The sequence below is a fragment of the Psychrobacter sp. Ps1 genome (assembly GCF_022129425.1).
Taxonomy (GTDB): Bacteria; Pseudomonadota; Gammaproteobacteria; order Pseudomonadales; family Moraxellaceae; genus Psychrobacter.
This window is the reverse complement of sequence record NZ_JADQAN010000001.1, coordinates 87,075-105,096: the sequence shown is the minus strand read 5'-3', so window position 1 is coordinate 105,096 and position 18,022 is coordinate 87,075. Positions and strand designations below refer to the sequence as shown.

The 18,022-nt window shown below is 42.6% G+C and carries 14 protein-coding genes; 6 read left to right on the top strand and 8 right to left on the bottom strand.

Translation table 11 applies throughout. The annotated features are described in order from the left end of the window. Positions 1 to 252: 252 nt before the first annotated feature. The 3 genes from I3249_RS00435 to I3249_RS00425 all read right to left on the bottom strand — a co-directional run bounded on the left by I3249_RS00435 (position 253) and on the right by I3249_RS00425 (position 5,628). Positions 253 to 2,274: a propionate--CoA ligase gene (locus I3249_RS00435; RefSeq protein WP_238068015.1), complete on the bottom strand. Its 2,022-nt coding sequence runs from the start codon at positions 2,272 to 2,274 to the stop codon at positions 253 to 255. Positions 2,275 to 2,587: 313 nt separating this feature from the next. After that, positions 2,588 to 4,258, bottom strand: coding sequence for a fatty acid--CoA ligase (locus tag I3249_RS00430; protein WP_238068014.1), 1,671 nt, complete (start codon positions 4,256 to 4,258; stop codon positions 2,588 to 2,590). Between the two features lie 215 nt (positions 4,259 to 4,473). Beyond that, positions 4,474 to 5,628 carry an MFS transporter gene (locus I3249_RS00425; RefSeq protein WP_346268569.1) on the bottom strand — a complete coding sequence of 385 codons (1,155 nt, stop codon included), beginning with the start codon at positions 5,626 to 5,628 and terminating at the stop codon, positions 4,474 to 4,476. A gap of 572 nt (positions 5,629 to 6,200) precedes the next feature. Here I3249_RS00425 and I3249_RS00420 point away from each other — a divergent pair. The 3 genes from I3249_RS00420 to I3249_RS00410 all read left to right on the top strand — a co-directional run bounded on the left by I3249_RS00420 (position 6,201) and on the right by I3249_RS00410 (position 9,074). Next, complete coding sequence (locus I3249_RS00420) at positions 6,201 to 7,133, top strand: prolyl oligopeptidase family serine peptidase (RefSeq protein WP_238068013.1); 933 nt, start codon at positions 6,201 to 6,203, stop codon at positions 7,131 to 7,133. Positions 7,134 to 7,448: 315 nt separating this feature from the next. Beyond that, positions 7,449 to 8,195, top strand: coding sequence for a hypothetical protein (locus I3249_RS00415; RefSeq protein ID WP_238068012.1), 747 nt, complete (start codon positions 7,449 to 7,451; stop codon positions 8,193 to 8,195). Positions 8,196 to 8,327: 132 nt separating this feature from the next. Next, positions 8,328 to 9,074, top strand: coding sequence for a hypothetical protein (locus I3249_RS00410; protein ID WP_238068011.1), 747 nt, complete (start codon positions 8,328 to 8,330; stop codon positions 9,072 to 9,074). A 125-nt stretch (positions 9,075 to 9,199) separates the two neighbouring features. On the opposite strand, the gene I3249_RS00405 is transcribed toward I3249_RS00410, so the two are convergent. From I3249_RS00405 to I3249_RS00390, 4 genes are all read right to left on the bottom strand, one after another. Beyond that, complete coding sequence (locus I3249_RS00405) at positions 9,200 to 9,715, bottom strand: Rrf2 family transcriptional regulator (protein ID WP_238068010.1); 516 nt, start codon at positions 9,713 to 9,715, stop codon at positions 9,200 to 9,202. 284 nt (positions 9,716 to 9,999) lie between these two features. Beyond that, positions 10,000 to 11,247 carry an NnrS family protein gene (locus I3249_RS00400; RefSeq protein WP_238068009.1) on the bottom strand — a complete coding sequence of 416 codons (1,248 nt, stop codon included), beginning with the start codon at positions 11,245 to 11,247 and terminating at the stop codon, positions 10,000 to 10,002. Positions 11,248 to 11,457: 210 nt separating this feature from the next. Continuing rightward, positions 11,458 to 11,895 carry a DUF3429 domain-containing protein gene (locus tag I3249_RS00395; protein WP_238068008.1) on the bottom strand — a complete coding sequence of 146 codons (438 nt, stop codon included), beginning with the start codon at positions 11,893 to 11,895 and terminating at the stop codon, positions 11,458 to 11,460. 69 nt (positions 11,896 to 11,964) lie between these two features. Then, complete coding sequence (locus I3249_RS00390; protein WP_238068007.1) at positions 11,965 to 13,347, bottom strand: DASH family cryptochrome; 1,383 nt, start codon at positions 13,345 to 13,347, stop codon at positions 11,965 to 11,967. Between the two features lie 213 nt (positions 13,348 to 13,560). On the opposite strand from I3249_RS00390, the gene I3249_RS00385 reads away from it, so the two are divergent. Further along, on the top strand, positions 13,561 to 13,809 hold the full coding sequence (locus tag I3249_RS00385) for a hypothetical protein (RefSeq protein WP_057760515.1): 249 nt from the start codon (positions 13,561 to 13,563) through the stop codon (positions 13,807 to 13,809). Positions 13,810 to 13,927: 118 nt separating this feature from the next. Here the strand turns inward: I3249_RS00385 and I3249_RS00380 are convergent, their stop codons facing one another. After that, positions 13,928 to 15,406 (bottom strand): aldehyde dehydrogenase family protein, encoded by a 1,479-nt coding sequence (locus I3249_RS00380; protein ID WP_238068006.1) that lies wholly within the window; start codon positions 15,404 to 15,406, stop codon positions 13,928 to 13,930. 428 nt (positions 15,407 to 15,834) lie between these two features. On the opposite strand from I3249_RS00380, the gene I3249_RS00375 reads away from it, so the two are divergent. Continuing rightward, entirely contained in the window at positions 15,835 to 16,434 is a 600-nt protein-coding gene (locus I3249_RS00375; protein WP_238068005.1) for a TetR/AcrR family transcriptional regulator, read from the top strand. 283 nt (positions 16,435 to 16,717) lie between these two features. Beyond that, positions 16,718 to 17,929, top strand: a complete 1,212-nt coding sequence (locus I3249_RS00370; RefSeq protein WP_201579895.1) for an iron-containing alcohol dehydrogenase — start codon at positions 16,718 to 16,720, stop codon at positions 17,927 to 17,929. Positions 17,930 to 18,022: the final 93 nt, after the last annotated feature.

Here is an 18,022-nt window from a genome sequence, read left to right as displayed (position 1 = left end):
TATTTTGTATCGTTATTGACTATAACAATAAATCAATTTTACGGTCAAGCGCTTTATCAAAATTTTATCTAAGTTTTTTTTGATGGCACGTGTTTTTATAAAAATTGTTTAAATAACGAAAACAAAAAAGCCCATGATGACTCATGAGCTTTTTGAGATTAAATTTATTTGTTATGTGAAATAAAGATCATTGCTGACTTATAGATGATTGGCTTATAGGTGGTTGGTTTATAGATCGATATATTGCACCAATCAATAATCTTTCATCGCCTGCTTAATCGCATCAATAGCGGCTGGATTATCAAGCGTCGACATGTCGCCTGTAGGCCTGTCCTCTGCTAATGCCCGAATAGATCGGCGTAGGATTTTGCCAGAACGCGTCTTTGGCAATGCCTGCGGGAAATAAATGGCCGCCGGCCTTGCAATACCGCCCAAAGATTTGACGACTGCGCCTATCACTTGCTGCTCAATACGAAAACGGTTTTCGGTGGTTTCAATTTGCATCTGATCTTTTAGAACACAGAATGCAATGGGCAGCTCGCCTTTTAGCTCGTCTTGAATACCCACTACAGCGCACTCTGCCATCTCTGGATGTGTACTGATGGCCTCCTCAATCTCTTGTGTGCCTATGCGATGTCCTGCGACGTTAATCACATCATCGGTACGCCCTAAGATGTAGAAATACCCTTCTTCATCTGTCACTGCATAGTCCGAGGTTGAGTACTGCTGACCATCAAACAGACCAAAGTAGCTGCTGATAAATCGCTCGTCATTACGCCATACCGTAGTGAGACAGCCAGGCGGTAGTGGTGCTTTAATTGCGAGCAGCCCTTTTTCGCCAGCCTGACAAGAATCGCCAGTCTCCTCATTGATGACATGCGCTTCATAGCCATACATCGGGTAACCAGGTGACCCCTGCTTGTGCGGCTTATGATTGAATTTTGGTGTATGGCTCAAGATTGGCCAACCAGACTCTGTTTGCCAATAGTGATCTAAAATTGGCACGCCCAGATGCTCAGTCAACCAACTAGCCGTTGATTCATCAAGCGGCTCACCTGCCAAAAAGAACGACTTCACACTAGAGACATCGTAACGCGTCATCCAGCTTTCGTCTTGTTTTTTGAGCATGCGCACACCTGTGGGTGCGGTGAATAGAATATTGACTTTATTTGCTTCAACGATACGCCACCAGATACCAGGGTTTGGCATATGCGGCAAGCCCTCATACATAATACTGGTCATACCCGCCAGTAACGGCGCATAGATCGTATAAGAATGCCCGACGGCCCAACCAATATCAGATATCGCCCAGAACGTCTCGCCAGCCTTGCCGTCATAGACATAATCTATCGACGTCGTCAGCGCGACTGCATGACCACCTGTATCGCGCTGCACCCCTTTCGGTGTGCCAGTAGTACCAGAAGTATAAAGCAAATAGGACGGGGTATTTGACTCGAGCCAAACTGGCTCTACGACTGCATTGGCCTCACAACTATGACGACGCTCAGTTGCATAATCAACATCGATCGCTTTGGTTTCAAATGGCAATATACCGCGATTAATCACTAGCACATGTTCTGGTTTGACAGTCGCTTGTTCGACGCCTTGATTGACTAGGTTTTTATAATTAACAACCTTACCACCGCGTAGCCCTGCATCTACGGTAATGACCATTTTGGCTTCGGCATCATCCATACGGATAGCCAAATTATGGGCGGCAAACCCACCAAACACGACTGAATGGACGGCACCAATACGCGCACAAGCCAGCATGGCGTAAGCGGCTTCTAATATCATCGGCATATAGATAATGACACGGTCACCCTTGTCAATACCGTGACGCTGTAGCACATCGGCAAAATAATTAACTTCTTTATGCAAGTCATTATAAGTTAGGCGGCGCTTGGTATAGTCTGTATAAAACTCGACGTTGTTACCTAAATCTTTAAACGAATCAACGACCGCTGGAAAGGTTTCTATCAATTCTTGATTAATCTCTGATGACACCCACACAAAAGCATCTTGCTCTGCACGGTCTGCCAGATGACGATCGACACAGTTATAACAAAGATTGGTCTCACCGCCGACAAACCATTTGGCAAAAGGCAGATTACTGTCATCTAGAATTTGCTCCGGCTCTTTATGCCAATAAATACGCTTCGCCTGCTCAGCCCAAAACTGCTCTCGATCCGTAATAGACTCATGATAAATATCAGCAAAGTTTGGCGTGTCTGTCGTTTGGGTGGAAACTGGGGATAGGGAATGGTCGCTCATAGTAGCTGTCCTTAGCATAAACGAGAAATGAGGCAATAGTATTTTATAGTTAAGGCACTCAATAAGTTATAACGGTATTCACCTCGCGCGACGCTCTGTCTGCGTGCAACTGGCTGATACCAACTCTAAAATGCTTCAACTATAAAAAACCATGTCTTAGTAGATACTGGTCATCCTTGCCAGAATTAAAAAACCGATACATATCGTATCGGTTTAAAATGTAGCAGAGCCTATGGGAAAGGTCAACTATTAAGCGTGTAATACGCGCTACATTTTGACGAATACAAATATTTGAACATTTAACTAATACTAATTATATCTCAGTTTGATTGGCATACATCTCACGCATGACTTTTTTGTCATGTTTACCAACGGAAGTTTTGGGTAGCTCATCAACGAATTTAAACTGGCTTGGCACACCATACTTAGGAATGATACCGCGCTCTACCGCTTTTTCTGCAATCGCTTTGATATCATCAGCACTAGTATCCTTAGCATCAGGCTTTAGCACCACCAAAGCCAACGGACGCTCGCCCCATTGCTTATCACGCACCCCAATCACTGACACATCGGCTACTGACGGATGTAGTGATAAAATAGTCTCAATCTCTAGTGATGAAATCCACTCACCACCTGATTTGATCACATCTTTTAAGCGATCGGTGATTTTGATATAGCCATCAGGACGTATGTAAGCGATATCTTGGGTATGCATATAGCCATTTTCCCATAACTCTTTGCCAGCGTCGTCGTTTTTAAGGTAACTTTGGGTCAACCAAGGTGCACGCAGTACCAGCTCGCCTGTATTGTCTGGTCCAGTTCCTACTGACTTATTGCCTTCACCCCATACCTGAGCATCAACCATAAGCACTGGTTTACCTGTCATACAACGACGGGCAATGTCTTCTTCCTCTGTCATTTCAGGATCATCGAGACTAAAGCCCGTTAAACTAATAAGCGGCGCTGTCTCCGACATGCCATAGCCTGTATAGACCTCAATGCCTTGGGCCATCGCCGTTTTTGCTAGACCTTCTGTCAATCTTGAACCACCAATAATCATTTTTAGACCATTAAAGCTAGCGTCGCGGTCTTGTGCTTCTTTGAGTACCATTTGCAAAATCGTTGGTACACAATGGGTGATACTGACCTTTTCATTGACAATTAAGTCCATCAACGTATCAGGCGCATAACGACCTGGATAGACTTGCTTTAGACCGACCATCGTTGCTGTAAACGGAAAACCCCACGCATGTACATGGAACATTGGCGTCATCGGCATATAGACATCACCATAGCTTACGCCTTGCTTATCAGGCAGCATACCCAAAGTTGCCGCTTCTGCTAGTGTATGTAGCACTAGCTGACGATGACTAAAGAAAACCCCTTTTGGATCACCTGTCGTGCCTGACGTATAAAAAGTCGTCGCAATAGTGTTTTCATCAAAATCCGGGAAATCAAATTCGCTATTGGCAGCTTCTAATAGCGCTTCATATTCGCCTGTAACACGGCTTTGATTGCTACCAAAGATACCTTCAGCAGTGACACCATTGTCATCTAGCCAGATAATATGCTCAATACTTGAGTTCTCGAACTGATAGTCTTTAACCAATGGCGCAAACTCAGAGTTGAGCATGAGCACTTTAGGCTTGGCATGGTTGATGGTATAAAGGATTTTCTCAGGCGATAGACGGATATTGACGGTCTGTAAAACGTACTCTGACATTGGTACGGCAAAATAAGACTCAAGATAGCGATGACTGTCCCAATCCATCACGGCAACCACATCACCTGCATCGAGCTTTAGGTCTGCCAATACATTGGCCAGGCGATTGATCCGCTCAAACAACTCTTTATAAGTCAGGCGCTTTTTGTCCGCATAAACAATCTCTTGGTCTTGCGATACCGTTTTTGCACGGCTTAATAACTGCTTTACCAGTAATGGATAATCGTAGGCAGATGGTGCACTGTGGTAAATGTTTGACATAGATCTGACTTCCTTGTTTGTCGTACTTATAAGGGATAAATAACAATAATAATAACAATCAAGTTAATAGCAGCATAAAATCTACTGCGCTAACCATTTTAATTTTTATAATAACATCGTTATTGATAGTAAGAAAAAAGCGACGCTGTGTAAAGCGGTCTTACATTAAGTATCATAAGATAGCTAACTGAACATATGCTACATAAGACAGCCAATCACTTTGCCCGTACTGTGGTTTTAATCATGCCAAAACTGGCTATCAATAACGCCAATATCTGCACAAACAATAACAACCATACGGTAAGAGACCACTGCCCTCGCGCATAAGCTATGCCACCCAGCCATGCCCCTAGCGTACCGCCTGTATAGTAGCCCATATAATATAGACCCGATGCTAATGAGCGACCCTTTTTCACATTGACAGCGATATAGCTGATGGTCGCTGACTGTGTGATAAATACACCAGACGACATAATAGCCAGTCCTATAATCACCCCCCATAATGGCGTGACCAGAGTCAATAACAATCCAACCATAGACACGACGATAGCCACCCGTACTGTACGCGCTGAGCCAAACCGACGTAGCAATGTCGTCGATAATGGCGTGATAATAACACCAAGCAAATATACCGCAAAAATATTGGCGAGCGCACCAGTACCAAGCTCATAAGGCTTATCCGCCAAATGTAAATTGATAAAAGTGAAGCAGCCTACAAGGGAGAACAGCACGCAAGCGCCAAGCAGACATGCTGTTACCACATAGCGATTGGTGACATGCTCACCCAGCGTCTGTATCGCTGAGCGAAAATTAGGATTGGCTACAAAATGACGAGACGATGGTAGCATCTTGCCGACCCATATCGCGCCTAGCAAGGTCATTGCCGTCATCACATAGTAACCATGACGCCAGCCTATCAGCTCATGCAAATGCCCCAACAAGAACCGACCCATAAAGCCGCCAAGCACACATCCTGACACATAAAAGGACATCAACTCAGTCATTGCCCGGCCCTCAAACTCCTCACCGATATAGGCAATTGTCACCACCGTAATACCCGGTACAGACAATCCTTGCATAAAACGCCAAATGCCGACCCATTCAATGCTCGAGCTCTGGGCAATAAGCGCTGTCGGTATCGCTAAAAACAATAAAGCACCAACGATAAACGACTTGCGCCCGACTGCATCGGAGAGCATGCCTAGAAATGGTGACATAATCGCAATGGCTAACACAGTGGCACCAACGATCATGCCAGCCTGTACTTCGGTCGCAGCAAAGTCCACCATCATGACCGGTAGCACCGCTTGAATAGAGTACACTTGCAAAAAAGCAAACATACCTATCAGGCCAATTGTGAGCTTCAATATCCACGATGTTGAATGATTGGAGGTGACTGGTGGCACAGCTGTTATATCTTGAATCTGATCTTTAGAATTATTCACAGGGGATCTGACTATATTGGTTATACCATGACTGTAAATAATAACCGTCACTGGCGTGGATGATAGAGAGAAATAACGGTGATTTATGCTAAATGTATAAGCAAAAGCACCATTATTAAACGATAAATGCTCATCATAATGACAAGCAAATTATGGTAGCACATTCATCAATATACTCAGGTTTAAAAGTGTTATTGCCACTTGATAGATTCTTTATTCGGGTACGAGATTATCGTAGAAAAACTTGACTAGGAATCACATTTCGACTTGAGACGGTGAAGACAGCTTTCGACTCACAAGTTCATGATCAAAGTTACGTTTACTGCATATACAGGATAGTATGGTTAGATGCTCTTGACGCACTTGTTGAGTACTTAACTGCTTTAACGATTGATGACGTTGACAATTAACAATCACTACCTACGTCTATTTTTTCTAACCCATAGACATGCACGACCACACAACCTTTTAGAATAAAATTTACTATGACGAAAAATATGGTGCTTTCAAAACTTATTATCGCGATGTGTACATTGGTTTTCTCTACGATGGCCATAGCAGAAATAACTGTGTCCGAAACTAGCGTTAAAAGTCTCAATCCAGTTGGATCAACACTCGACGCTACAAACTCATTAGCGGTAGTAGACTGTATAAAGGATGACGCTATCACTGCTACTGAGCTCACTAAAACACGCGATAATGGTCCGTTTTCTGTAAAGTCCAAGCATGTGAGTCGCCAATCAGCCAATGGCTTTGGTGGCGGTACCATACATTATCCAACGGATGCTGCTAACTGTGGTCTGCTAGGTGGTATCGCGGTAGTGCCAGGTTATGTGTCATATGAGTCTTCTATCAAATGGTGGGGACCGCGTTTGGCCTCTTGGGGATTTGTCGTTATCACTATTAATACTAGCTCCATTTACGATAATCCAGATAGCCGTGCTGAGCAACTGAGCGCGGCTCTCGATTATCTCATCGTTAATGAAACAGTGGGGCATATGATAGATCCAAATCGTTTGGGCGCGATTGGCTGGTCAATGGGCGGCGGCGGTACGCTACGATTGGCAACTGAACGCAGTACGGTGCAAGCCATCATTGCACAAACACCCTATCACGATACGAGCTATGGCGCGATGGATACGCCTGCTCTATTCATCGCTTGTGAAAACGACCGTATCGCCCCGAATAAAAAATATACCAATACCTTTTATCAAAAAGCTGACGGTCCAAAAATGAAGGTCGAGATTAACAACGGCAGTCATTTCTGTGCCAGCCATCGTTTTAACGAGAAACTATTAAGCAAGCCTGCTATCGCATGGATGCAACGTTATATTAACGGTGATACCCGTTTCGATAAATTCTTATGTGGCAATGAAAGCTACAAAGATGATCCTCGTATATCAGCCTATGATTACAAAGACTGTTTATAAGCTATCTTTTAACCCACTTAATAAAAGGAAGGAAAGACAGCTTTCACTGCTGATGATGACATTTGAATAACAACTCTTTTTTATTTTTACACATTTACATTGCTTCTATCTTTTTTCTTACAGACTTTACTCCCATAAAAATTAATAATCATATAGTCAATCCTCTATAAATTGGATACGATGTCAGGCCCGATTAGTCTACAACTGGTAGTACTTTCACTCGCCTTCCTTGTATCCAAATTATATTGAACCGACTGTAGGGTGCTACAAACAAGTAAGATGATTGAATAAATGCACAATTAAGGAGCAATATTGATGACTGATGAAATGTATGATTTGGGCGCAGGGTTCTGGAGTATTCGAGGATCATTTATCAAAAACGGTATCCTTGATATTGGTGTCCAGTGTGCGCTCATAAGACTACCATCAGGTCGATTTATATTCTTAGATAGCTATACATTAACTGGCGATGTGCGTCAGCAAGTCATGGCATTGACCAATGACGGTCAAAATGTCGAAGCTGTCCTCAATGTTCATCCGTTTCATACAGTACACTGTGCTCGAATGGCCAAAGACTTTCCGCAAGCCACATTCTATGGCAGTAGCCGACATCCGAAACAAGTACCTGAAGTCAATTGGGCAGACGACTTGGTCGAAAGCGATGCCGTTGCTGCGCGCTACCCTGAACTCAAATTCTCTATACCTCAAGGCATCCATTACATCTCACCTGACGAGACGGTGCATGCCAGCTCGCTTTTGGCCTACCACCCTGCCAGCCAGAGCATTTATGTCGATGATACCTTTGAGATACCCCCTTCCAAGTTAATAAATGCCGTGCAGCCTAACCTAGGCTTACACCCTACTACCAAAAAAGCGCTCAAAGATGAGCCAAACGCAGCTAAGCACTATTGTGATTGGGCAGTAGAGCTAGCACACGAGTGGCGCGATGGTCGTCATTTTTGCGGTGCGCATTCGGGATTGGTGATATTTGAGGAAGGTCAATTTGAGTCAGCACTTATATCAGCGATTGATTTGGCTCGCCCTGAGCTTGAGAAGGCATAAAAACAAACATAAAGGTGTAAAGAGTTAGAACACATACTACTAAAACAACTCGAAAAACAAAGTTTACGGTGAAAAAGTAGCTTCGTTTTATTTACATATTTTATTTAATTAACTAGACGAGGAAAATTATAAATGACTGATCACATTCATGATTTAGGGGCAGGATTTTGGAACATACGCGGGTCATTCCGTATCGGCGGTGTGATAAACATTGGTACCCAGTGCTCACTGGTCAAGCTATCCTCAGGACGCTTTGTATTTTTGGACAGCTACGCCTTAACAGGTGACGTTCGAGACGAGGTCATGGCGCTCACCAATAACGGTAAAGATGTCGAAGCGGTGCTGAACGTACATCCGTTTCATACAGTCAGCTGTGCTCAAATGGCCAAAGACTTTCCGCAAGCGACATTTTATGGCAGTAAACGTCATCCAAAGAAAATACCAGAAATCAACTGGGCAGATGATTTGGTAGAAAGTGACGTAGTCGCTGCACGCTATCCTGAGCTTAAGTTCTCAATGTCAGAGGGCATTTACTATATATCACCTAATGAGATGATTCATGCAGGTTCTTTATTGGCTTATCATCCTGCCAGCCAAAGCTTGCACGTAGATGATACTTTTATGAGTCCACCAACGAAGCTATTAGAAGCTGTATTGCCTGAGCTAATACTGCATCCTACGACCAAAAAAGCCCTGAAAAACGAGCCAAACGCTGGCGCGCAATACTGCGACTGGGCGACTAATTTGGCTCATGAATGGCGTGACGTTCGCAATTTCTGTGCTGCGCACTCTTATCTTGTTCAGTTCAAAGAAGGTGGGTTTGAGAAAGCACTGGTGAAAGCCGTTAAGAAAGCACGTCCAAAACTAGAAAACGCCTAACTTCTCACACCTTAGACATATATTTTTAATAAATATAAAAACGGGTCGCTATTACTGTATTTACTAGTGTAGCGACCCATTTTTGTGAGCTGATCATAATCATATCAACACTATTATCGAAGCTGTTACCGAAACAGCAATGTCGCAAGCTCATCTTCGTTGTTCAGAATATCTGCTAATGTATAACGCTCAAGCACATTGATAAATGCGGTGAGTGCTTCAAAAAACACGCTTTTTAGCTGACAGGCTGGACTAATCACGCAGCCTAGTAATTTATTCTTTTCTTCCTCAATGAATGTCACTGGCAAATCCGTCCGATGAGCGCCCTGCTCACTATCATTATGAGACGCTGGTACGGCAAAGCACTCAACCAAATTAAAATCAGGCTCTATCTGTTTGATCAATACGCCCAAATTTATATCTTTAGGCGCACGTGCCAATCGTATGCCACCATTTTTGCCGCGCACACTTTCTATATAACCCAGTTGGCCCAACTGATGAATAATCTTGGTCAAATGACTTTTAGAAATACTATAGCTGTCAGCGATATCGCTAATATTAGCCAATAATAATGGATCTGGTCTCACAGCCAAATAAATCAATGAGCGTAGCGCGTAGTCACTATAATTGGTCAGTCGCATTCATTTGCGCTCCTATTTTTATAAATTTTATATATTAAGCTAGGGCGTGTCCTCATTTTAAAAATGGTGATAAAAATGAGATAAATTGCCGTCAAACGAGGAAAATAGTACAGATAATATCGAGATATTGACCAACTATTTGACGATGTTTGGCAAAATTTAGCTGTTTTTAGCCCATGTAAAGGACACTCGTTTGAATTGAGGACACGCCCTAGACAAAGTAAGTCACGTTTGTGGTAATAACATTTGGACATAGCATTTGTAAACAGTATCGTTAGCCCGATTCAACCAAATAAACCATCAGGCCGAGGACGTGCCAGCATGGGCAGATAACTGATGCAAAATAGCACAAAACACGCTATCCAAGCACTTTGCGCCACCATAATCCACATTAGGTAATGATTCATATCTACTAGCGGTAATAGTACGCGGCTAATAAATACTAAGACCATCAAACCGTACATCACGTTTACCGTTTTTGGCGGTTGATGAATACTGCGACCTGTATGTCCCAGAGATACTCTAGTCATCATGGCTAACGTCATCATACCAACACCAGAAATCGCCAGTCCATGCATAGCGATGCTGTGCGGATAACCGAGCCAAGGCTGTAGTGCATACAATAAGAAACTCAAACACATACCTAAAAATGCAATATACAACGACCAAAGTAATGGTTTTTGCCAAATACCGTGATGATACCACCCTATCAGACGAACGATATTAATCACTGCCACGCCAAGTGCGGTCACCGTCAGCAAATACTTATTTGGATAAAATACATCACTAATAAAAAAGGCGAAGAAAAACACTAAGCTTGCGATATCTTGTGTATTACTATTACGTAGTTTAACGGGTTCTGAATTTTCTATACCCATACTAAGACCACGTTCGATAAAAAATGGTACTACGCGTCGGCCAATCGTTAGCACTAACCCAATGATCAAGTAGAACCCAAAATAAATGCCTATCTTGGTTGTGTTCATATCAGCATTGATAATGCCCCAATAGCAAAGTCCGTTGCCAAAGAACAGAAGGGCCAGTTTTGCCAAGATACCCATTTGCTTGTATTGCTTAACTTGCCATACTGCTCGACATACTACATATGCCATCGAGGCGACAAATACTACATCAAAAATGGCTGCTATATATAGCCACGAGATACTATCACCTATGAGCGTCATGCCAAGCCCAAAACCTAACCAGCTCAGACGTGCCAGCAACCAACAGACAGAGATACCTAGCAATTTATAGCCATGTGGCATCATTACCCCTGTCCATGTCTTGACCGCAGTTAGCAGGAACCCGGCTACCACTGCCAAGGCATAACCATACACCATTTCATGGCCGTGCCAATACAGCGGATTCAAAACCTGTGCATCGATATCCGTGTGACCAGTAAACACAAACGCCCATAGCAGCATCGTTACTACAGCAAATAGCGCAGCAGCACTAAAAAATATGCGAAAGCTTAAATTAAGGATAGGATACGGAGAGCTTGGTGGTTTGCTAGGTAACTTGATAGAGTGCATAGCCATCTTCTTAGAGAAATATAGATGGCTTTAATTATAACATTCACTTTAAATGAACGTTATAAATCTTTAGTCTAACTATCAAATATTTTACTCATCGAAGTGCTACGCTTGCGGAAATCTCTAAAATAAATTTCCCAATTATAAAAATAGAGAAATCAGGCTGGCTGTTCTTTAGCTATTATTTAGACATGACTTAGTCAACACCACTTACAACTGTAATGCCGCGATGACTAACGATACGACCACTATCGCCGTGACATACTGCCTAACTTTAAAATATATGTAACTGATAATCTGCGCTCGATGCAGACTATAATCGATAACCAACAGACTTATAAACCCAATCACTAATAGCCAAATAAAGCTACTGGCTGACAAGGTCAAAAAACCAAGCCAAAGGCCAAGCGCAATGATATTGCTATACAGTGGAAGTCTAATAGCCCACTTATTGTTGTCAGCTAAATCTAAATGATTACCCCAATGCGCGCCTGCCATAAATGATGCAATCACTAGCCCATAAGCACTTAGTATATCGACTACTGAACCAAGCATAGACACGGTAACAACGTCTATCATCAGCAAAAATGCACAGGCGACAAACGGAATAGCACCTACAAAAGTTAGATAAGGACTGGGCTTTTTCATTGTTTAAACCTATCTTATGATTAGTCTAATAATAGTTGTCACCTGTTGAGTGGAAGTTTTCAACATACATTAATCACTCTTTTGAGTATTGCCTTGCCACTGACGGATAAATTCACCGTTTGGATCGTATTGCTGGGTTTGCTTGTCGAGATTAAACTGTCGGCATCCTCTTGGATCAGCGCCGACGCCTGCCAGATACTGCCAATTGCCCCAATTACTAGCGGCATCGTAGTCGATCAGATGTTGCTCAAAGTAAGCTGCGCCATACCGCCAATCAAGGCCTAGCTCATGGATAAAGCAACTGGCAACCAGTTGTCGTCCGCGATTCGACATATAACCTGTCGTACTCAATTGATTCATGCAAGCGTTGACGATAGGATACAGTGTTGTACCGTTTTTCCATTGTGCTAACAGACTCTCAATCAATTGAGTTGAAGGAGCGTGCTGACCGATGCCTTTGAACCAAAACAATTTTTCCTGATGGTTCACAGCATACCAGTAGAAATACTCACGCCATAGCAGCTCAAACCATATCCAGTAGGTAGAATCATTTGCGACGACATCGCGCTCATAATGGCGCAGACGATTCAATATCGTGTTTACAGATAGTGAGCCGTTTGCAAGCCAACCGGAGAACTTTGTGGAATGCGTCCAGTCATCTAGCGCGTTTCGGGTAGTTTTATAAGTGCTGGGCGCATCGGAATCGAAATAGGCATCTAAGTGCTTAAGGCCATTTAACTCACCACCTCTAAAACTGGATGGCTGCTGTGATGGCTTATCACGCCCTGCCTGATTAGACAACTGATATTCAAAAAAGTACTCGTTCTTACTCTGCATATTGTCAGGTAATGGAGCAAGTGTTTCTGGCGTTGGATAAATTGCTATATCTTTTTCTGCATGCAGCAAATCATAATCGGTTTCTATTTGTTTACGAAACTGTGTAAAGCTTTTGGGTAAGCTCTCTAGCGGTAACTCGTCAAACAAAGTCGATGTTGTTTGAATGTACCACTGTATCTCTGGATATTTCGCCTGTAGAAGGTCATATACTTTGTTTTGATTATAATCTGCCGTTTGGCTGATGCAGATATCTGTCACTTGTTGCTGCGCTATTAGATCACTCAACTGAGTAAAGACGTCCAATGCTTCATCGCCTTTCTGTAAATACAGCAACCTATTACCCCGCTGCATCAATGACGCATTTAAATCAGCTAGGCTCTCATGCAAAAACTGCTGGCGGGCTTGGCCCATAGCCTCATAGCGATAGGCATCGTAATGGTCTTTATTATCTAATATATCTGTCAACGATGAGGCATAAACCAATAGCAGCTGTCCATCAGTGGAGATTTCAGATGCTGTTAATAGAGTAACATTGTCCGCTACCCGCAAGTCATTATGAAATAGTACCAATGTGACATTGTTATTCTCTGAGCTGTTCACTGATTGATTTGACATACCCTATCCTTCTGGCTGTTTAGCGCTTATCTATTATTTTTAATATTTAGTCTTTAGTCTTGAAATATCATATACAGTGTAAAACATACTTAGCATTCAACTATGATGCGAGCCTAATACTTGTAAGGCAATGCGCTCAGCCCCAGAAACTACTTATAAGCACTGACTCTCATGTGTCTGACTGCTTAAATGGCTTACCTCTAGGAGAACACCATGACTCAAAATAATACTACGACTGAAGAAAATAAATCAGATGAAAAGCGTAAACTTATTAATCGATTTTTGATGAGATTGACAAAAGAGCAGCCTCAAATGTATTACGCTACCACCTCTGAGATATCGCGGAGTATTCATACAATGATAAAAGAGCACACCAACCGCCTGTCGGTAGAAGAACAAGCACTGGTAAGACGAATGACGATGGAAGAGATTGAAGGGTTACTTGGTTTTCATGCCAGATAAGAGATTGACCAATTTCAAATACGTCATTATCAGTAAGTTGCCAAATATCACACAAAAAAAGACCGCTATCAAAGCGGTCTTTTTTATTAGCTATCAACCAGATTCTAATTTAAGGCAATTAGAACGGATATTCACGTGGCTCATTTTGCATTGAGATCCAATGTGTTCTGGTGAATTCTTCTAGTACCCACTCACCGTTGAAACGGCCGATACCTGAATTTTTCTCACCACCAAAAGCCACGTTACTTTCATCGTTTACTGGAATATCATTTATATGGGTCATACCTGCTCGGATACCACGAGCGAAACGTAAACCTTTTTGCATGTCTGCGGTAAACACCGCACTAGATAAGCCATACATAGAATCATTAGCTATCGACAAAGCATCCTCTTCATTTTTGGCTCGAATAATTCCTATCAATGGTCCAAATATTTCATTATAGGCAATATCCATCTCTCTAGTAACTTCGGTAAAGATGTGTGGCGGGACTAATTGACCATTGATTTCACCGCTCAAGAGCATTTTTGCGCCTTCTTTCTGTGCCTCATCAATCTTATCTCTAAGTGACTGAACTTGTTTCTCATTGATGATTGGGCCAATAGCAGTACCTTGATCGTTAGGATCACCTACCTGTAACGTTTTAACATGAGACAAGAAACGCTCTACAAACTCATCGTACACTTCATTTTCAACAATAATTCGGTTAATAGCCATACAGATTTGACCTTGATGCAAGAATTTACCAAAGGCAGCCGCTTTTACTGCTTGCTCAATATCAGCATCTTTTAGTACCACAAATGGACTGTTGCCACCTAGCTCAAGCGCCACTTGTTTGATGTATTCACCACCGTTTGCCAACTCACCGATATGCTTGCCCACTGAGGTGGAACCTGTGAACGACACTAGGCTTGGCGCTTTGTGCTCAACGATTGCATCGCCTATCTCACTACCTGAGCCGACCACGACGTTTAATAGACCTTTTGGTAGACCCGCTTCTTCAAATACTTTGGCCAATAGCAAGCCACCTGTCACTGGCGTATCACTAGCAGGCTTGAGTACCACGGCATTACCAAGCGCTAGGGCTGGTGCAATAGAACGCTGCGTTAAATGTAGTGGGAAGTTCCATGGGCTAATGACCGCGACTACACCGATAGGCTCGCGGTAGATGAAGTTCTCTTTACCAGGGGTATTCGATGGGCGAATCTCACCATGGACACGATTAGGGAATGTCGCTGCTTCAAGGGTAATCGCGCGCGTCGCACCGAACTCGACCATGGCTTTGATACGGGTACTGCCCGACTCTTTGATTAGCCAATCAACGATTTCTTCTTGGCGCTGATCAAGTATGTTTACGACTTTATACAACACTGCAGCACGCGCTGCTGGTGTTTGCTTGGCCCACGCTTCTTGAGCTTGGGTCGCCGCATCATAGGCTTCGTTCAACTGATCCTTGGTCGCTTGCTGGATCTCTACAAGCGTATCACCGTTATATGGGTTGGTATTATTGTTGGTGCTATCGTCTTTACCAGTCTGCCATTCACCAGCGATGAACTGCAAATGAAAGTCACTATATGCACTAGTAGTATTGGTTGACATAATCATCCTTATTTTTAATTTGTTATGTTAAGTATTGGTTTGCGATTATTAAAATAAAATTATTAAGTCAGCGATATCTTAATGAGAAAATATCTGGCAAGTGATAAGTCTGAAATCGTTACCAAGCTATCAATAAATAGTCATCAATTAAAAAAAGCTCTAATGAAAGATGTTCTTTAGCAATAAATACTAACGGTAACGGATAACAACAAAACCCACCTTGCTAGACGACTGGTCTAATGATACCATAGCTACTAATAAAACAAGACTATTTTGTCAGTGAATATTGTTGATAAAACGTAACACATATAACTATATCCTATTACAATATGCCATCAACGTGACGTTCAAATGAACGCTAACTGTTTTAACTGACTATCTAATGCATACGCTAATACAAGCAACTACTAAGGGAGACAATCCTGTTTATGTCTAATACAGACGCAACGACACCAAATACTAAAGCTCATTTACTTGCCACTGGCTACCAATTAATCGCCAAAAAAGGTTTTACCGCTGTTGGTCTAAAGCAAATTTTAGATACAGCAGGTGTGCCAAAGGGTTCTTTTTACCATTATTTCGCTTCTAAAGAAGCCTTTGGTGAAGCAATTATTAATCATTATTTTAGTTTATATAAGACTCGGTTGGATGTCATCGATGCACAAGATGTCAGTGCACAGCAAAAACTATATGATTATTTTCAAAACTGGTATGACACCCAGCAGAACGGCTGTGATCACGAGAAATGCTTGGTAGTGAAGCTAAGCGCAGAAGTGGCTGATATATCAGAAACCATGCGTAAAGCACTTGATACCGGCTATCAACAAACGACCATGTGGCTCGCCGAGCAGATCAAGGCAGGCTGGATAGATGGGTCTGTACCTCGCCACAACAATATATCAGCTGAGAGTATGGCCAAACGTTGGTATTTCGCGTGGCTTGGTGCCAGCCTAATGGCTAAGATCAGCCAAACGAATACGCCCCTAGCGGAAATTTGGCAAATGACGACGACTCAGATGGGACGTTGATAATAAGATAATAAACAGTAACGTTCTCGGTATTACAGCCCCCCTAAATTGGGGCCTTATGTTTGCGCCCACACATCATATTTTCATTTAGAAACCTAATGCTTGATAAAAACGTTGTATGAGAGTTTTGTAATCATTTATAAACAACCACTAGACGACTGGTCTAATTAGTGTACAATGCGCATCAAGCATTTAGAGCAAATGCAAAATAAGCATTGCTTACCACTCATTGTTTAACGTCAACATATTTGGCGAAACCATTTTTATCAACATTAGGAATTTTATGAATAACTTTCAATACTACAACCCAGTCCGTATCGTTTTTGGTGAAGGTCAAATCGAGCAATTATCAGATCTAGTCCCTACTGATGCGCGTGTACTCATTACTTATGGTGGTGGTTCAGCACAGCGTACTGGTACTTTAGACGAAGTAAAAACTGCCTTGTCAGCAAGCGGTAACCGTACTGTATTTGAATTCGGTGGCATTGAAGCCAACCCAGAATTCACTACGTTACTTAAAGCCGCTGATATGGTTAATGAGCACAACATCGACTTCTTATTAGCAGTTGGCGGTGGTTCTGTGATTGACGGCAGCAAATTTGTCGCACTCGTTTCTTCATTAACTGAAGAAGACGGCACTGTCTCACGTGACCAAGCTTGGGATGCCCTAACTGGTTATTGCAAAAACATCGATTCTGCTGTTGATTTGGGTGCGGTATTGACTATCCCAGCAACAGGTTCTGAGATGAACTCAGGCGGCGTGATCAACTATAGTGAACGTCAAGCAAAACTACCATTTGGTAACCCACTTGCCTTCCCTAAATTCTCAATTCTAGATCCAATCAAAACACTTACCTTGCCTGAGCGTCAGGTTATGAATGGTGTGGCTGATGCATTTGTTCATGTAATGGAACAATATCTGACTTACCCAGTAAACGCGAAAGTACAAGATGCCTTTGCTGAAAGCTTGCTTAAAATCCTTATCGATGAAGGTCTAGTTGTTAAGCAAGATCCAGAAAACCTAGAAACACGTAAGAACATTATGTGGACGGCGACGATGGCATTGAACGGCCTGATCGGTACTGGTGTACCACAAGATTGGACAACTCATATGGTTGGTCATGAGCTGACATCATTACACGCTATCGATCATGCCCGTACGCTAACCATCGTATTGCCATCAGTGATGCGTGAGCTAAAAGAAAGCAAAAAAGAAAAACTGCTTCAGTATGCGCGTAACGTATGGAACATTACCGATACTAACCTAGACGACGATGCCATTATCGAAACAGCTATTGTCTACACTGAAAACTTCTTCCGCGAGCTTGGCTTGCCAGTTAGCCTAGAAGATGTTGACTTGACGGAGTCAGCAATTGATCCAATCATCAAGCAGCTTGAAGTACATAACATGGTCAAGCTTGGTGAACATGGTACTAACGACCTAGAAGTATCACGTCGTATCTTGCAGCGTGCTGTGACTAGCAAAGCGTCTTAGTAAGCGCTATAGCAAGAACTGTCAGAAGAATTATAAGAAAAATCGCGACAGTAACAATAACTACATATCGTTATGCTATTTATAGTAGCTATT

Bases quoted from the DNA above. Each gene is read 5' to 3' on its own strand.
- I3249_RS00370 (WP_201579895.1), top strand. From the start codon at position 16,718: ATGAATAACTTTCAATACTACAACCCAGTCCGTATCGTTTTTGGTGAA.
- I3249_RS00375 (WP_238068005.1), top strand. From the start codon at position 15,835: ATGTCTAATACAGACGCAACGACACCAAATACTAAAGCTCATTTACTT.
- I3249_RS00415 (WP_238068012.1), top strand. From the start codon at position 7,449: ATGACTGATGAAATGTATGATTTGGGCGCAGGGTTCTGGAGTATTCGA.
- I3249_RS00390 (WP_238068007.1), bottom strand. From the start codon at position 13,347: ATGTCAAATCAATCAGTGAACAGCTCAGAGAATAACAATGTCACATTG.
- I3249_RS00380 (WP_238068006.1), bottom strand. From the start codon at position 15,406: ATGTCAACCAATACTACTAGTGCATATAGTGACTTTCATTTGCAGTTC.
- I3249_RS00395 (WP_238068008.1), bottom strand. From the start codon at position 11,895: ATGAAAAAGCCCAGTCCTTATCTAACTTTTGTAGGTGCTATTCCGTTT.
- I3249_RS00410 (WP_238068011.1), top strand. From the start codon at position 8,328: ATGACTGATCACATTCATGATTTAGGGGCAGGATTTTGGAACATACGC.
- I3249_RS00435 (WP_238068015.1), bottom strand. From the start codon at position 2,274: ATGAGCGACCATTCCCTATCCCCAGTTTCCACCCAAACGACAGACACG.
- I3249_RS00405 (WP_238068010.1), bottom strand. From the start codon at position 9,715: ATGCGACTGACCAATTATAGTGACTACGCGCTACGCTCATTGATTTAT.
- I3249_RS00420 (WP_238068013.1), top strand. From the start codon at position 6,201: ATGGTGCTTTCAAAACTTATTATCGCGATGTGTACATTGGTTTTCTCT.
- I3249_RS00385 (WP_057760515.1), top strand. From the start codon at position 13,561: ATGACTCAAAATAATACTACGACTGAAGAAAATAAATCAGATGAAAAG.
- I3249_RS00430 (WP_238068014.1), bottom strand. From the start codon at position 4,258: ATGTCAAACATTTACCACAGTGCACCATCTGCCTACGATTATCCATTA.
- I3249_RS00400 (WP_238068009.1), bottom strand. From the start codon at position 11,247: ATGCACTCTATCAAGTTACCTAGCAAACCACCAAGCTCTCCGTATCCT.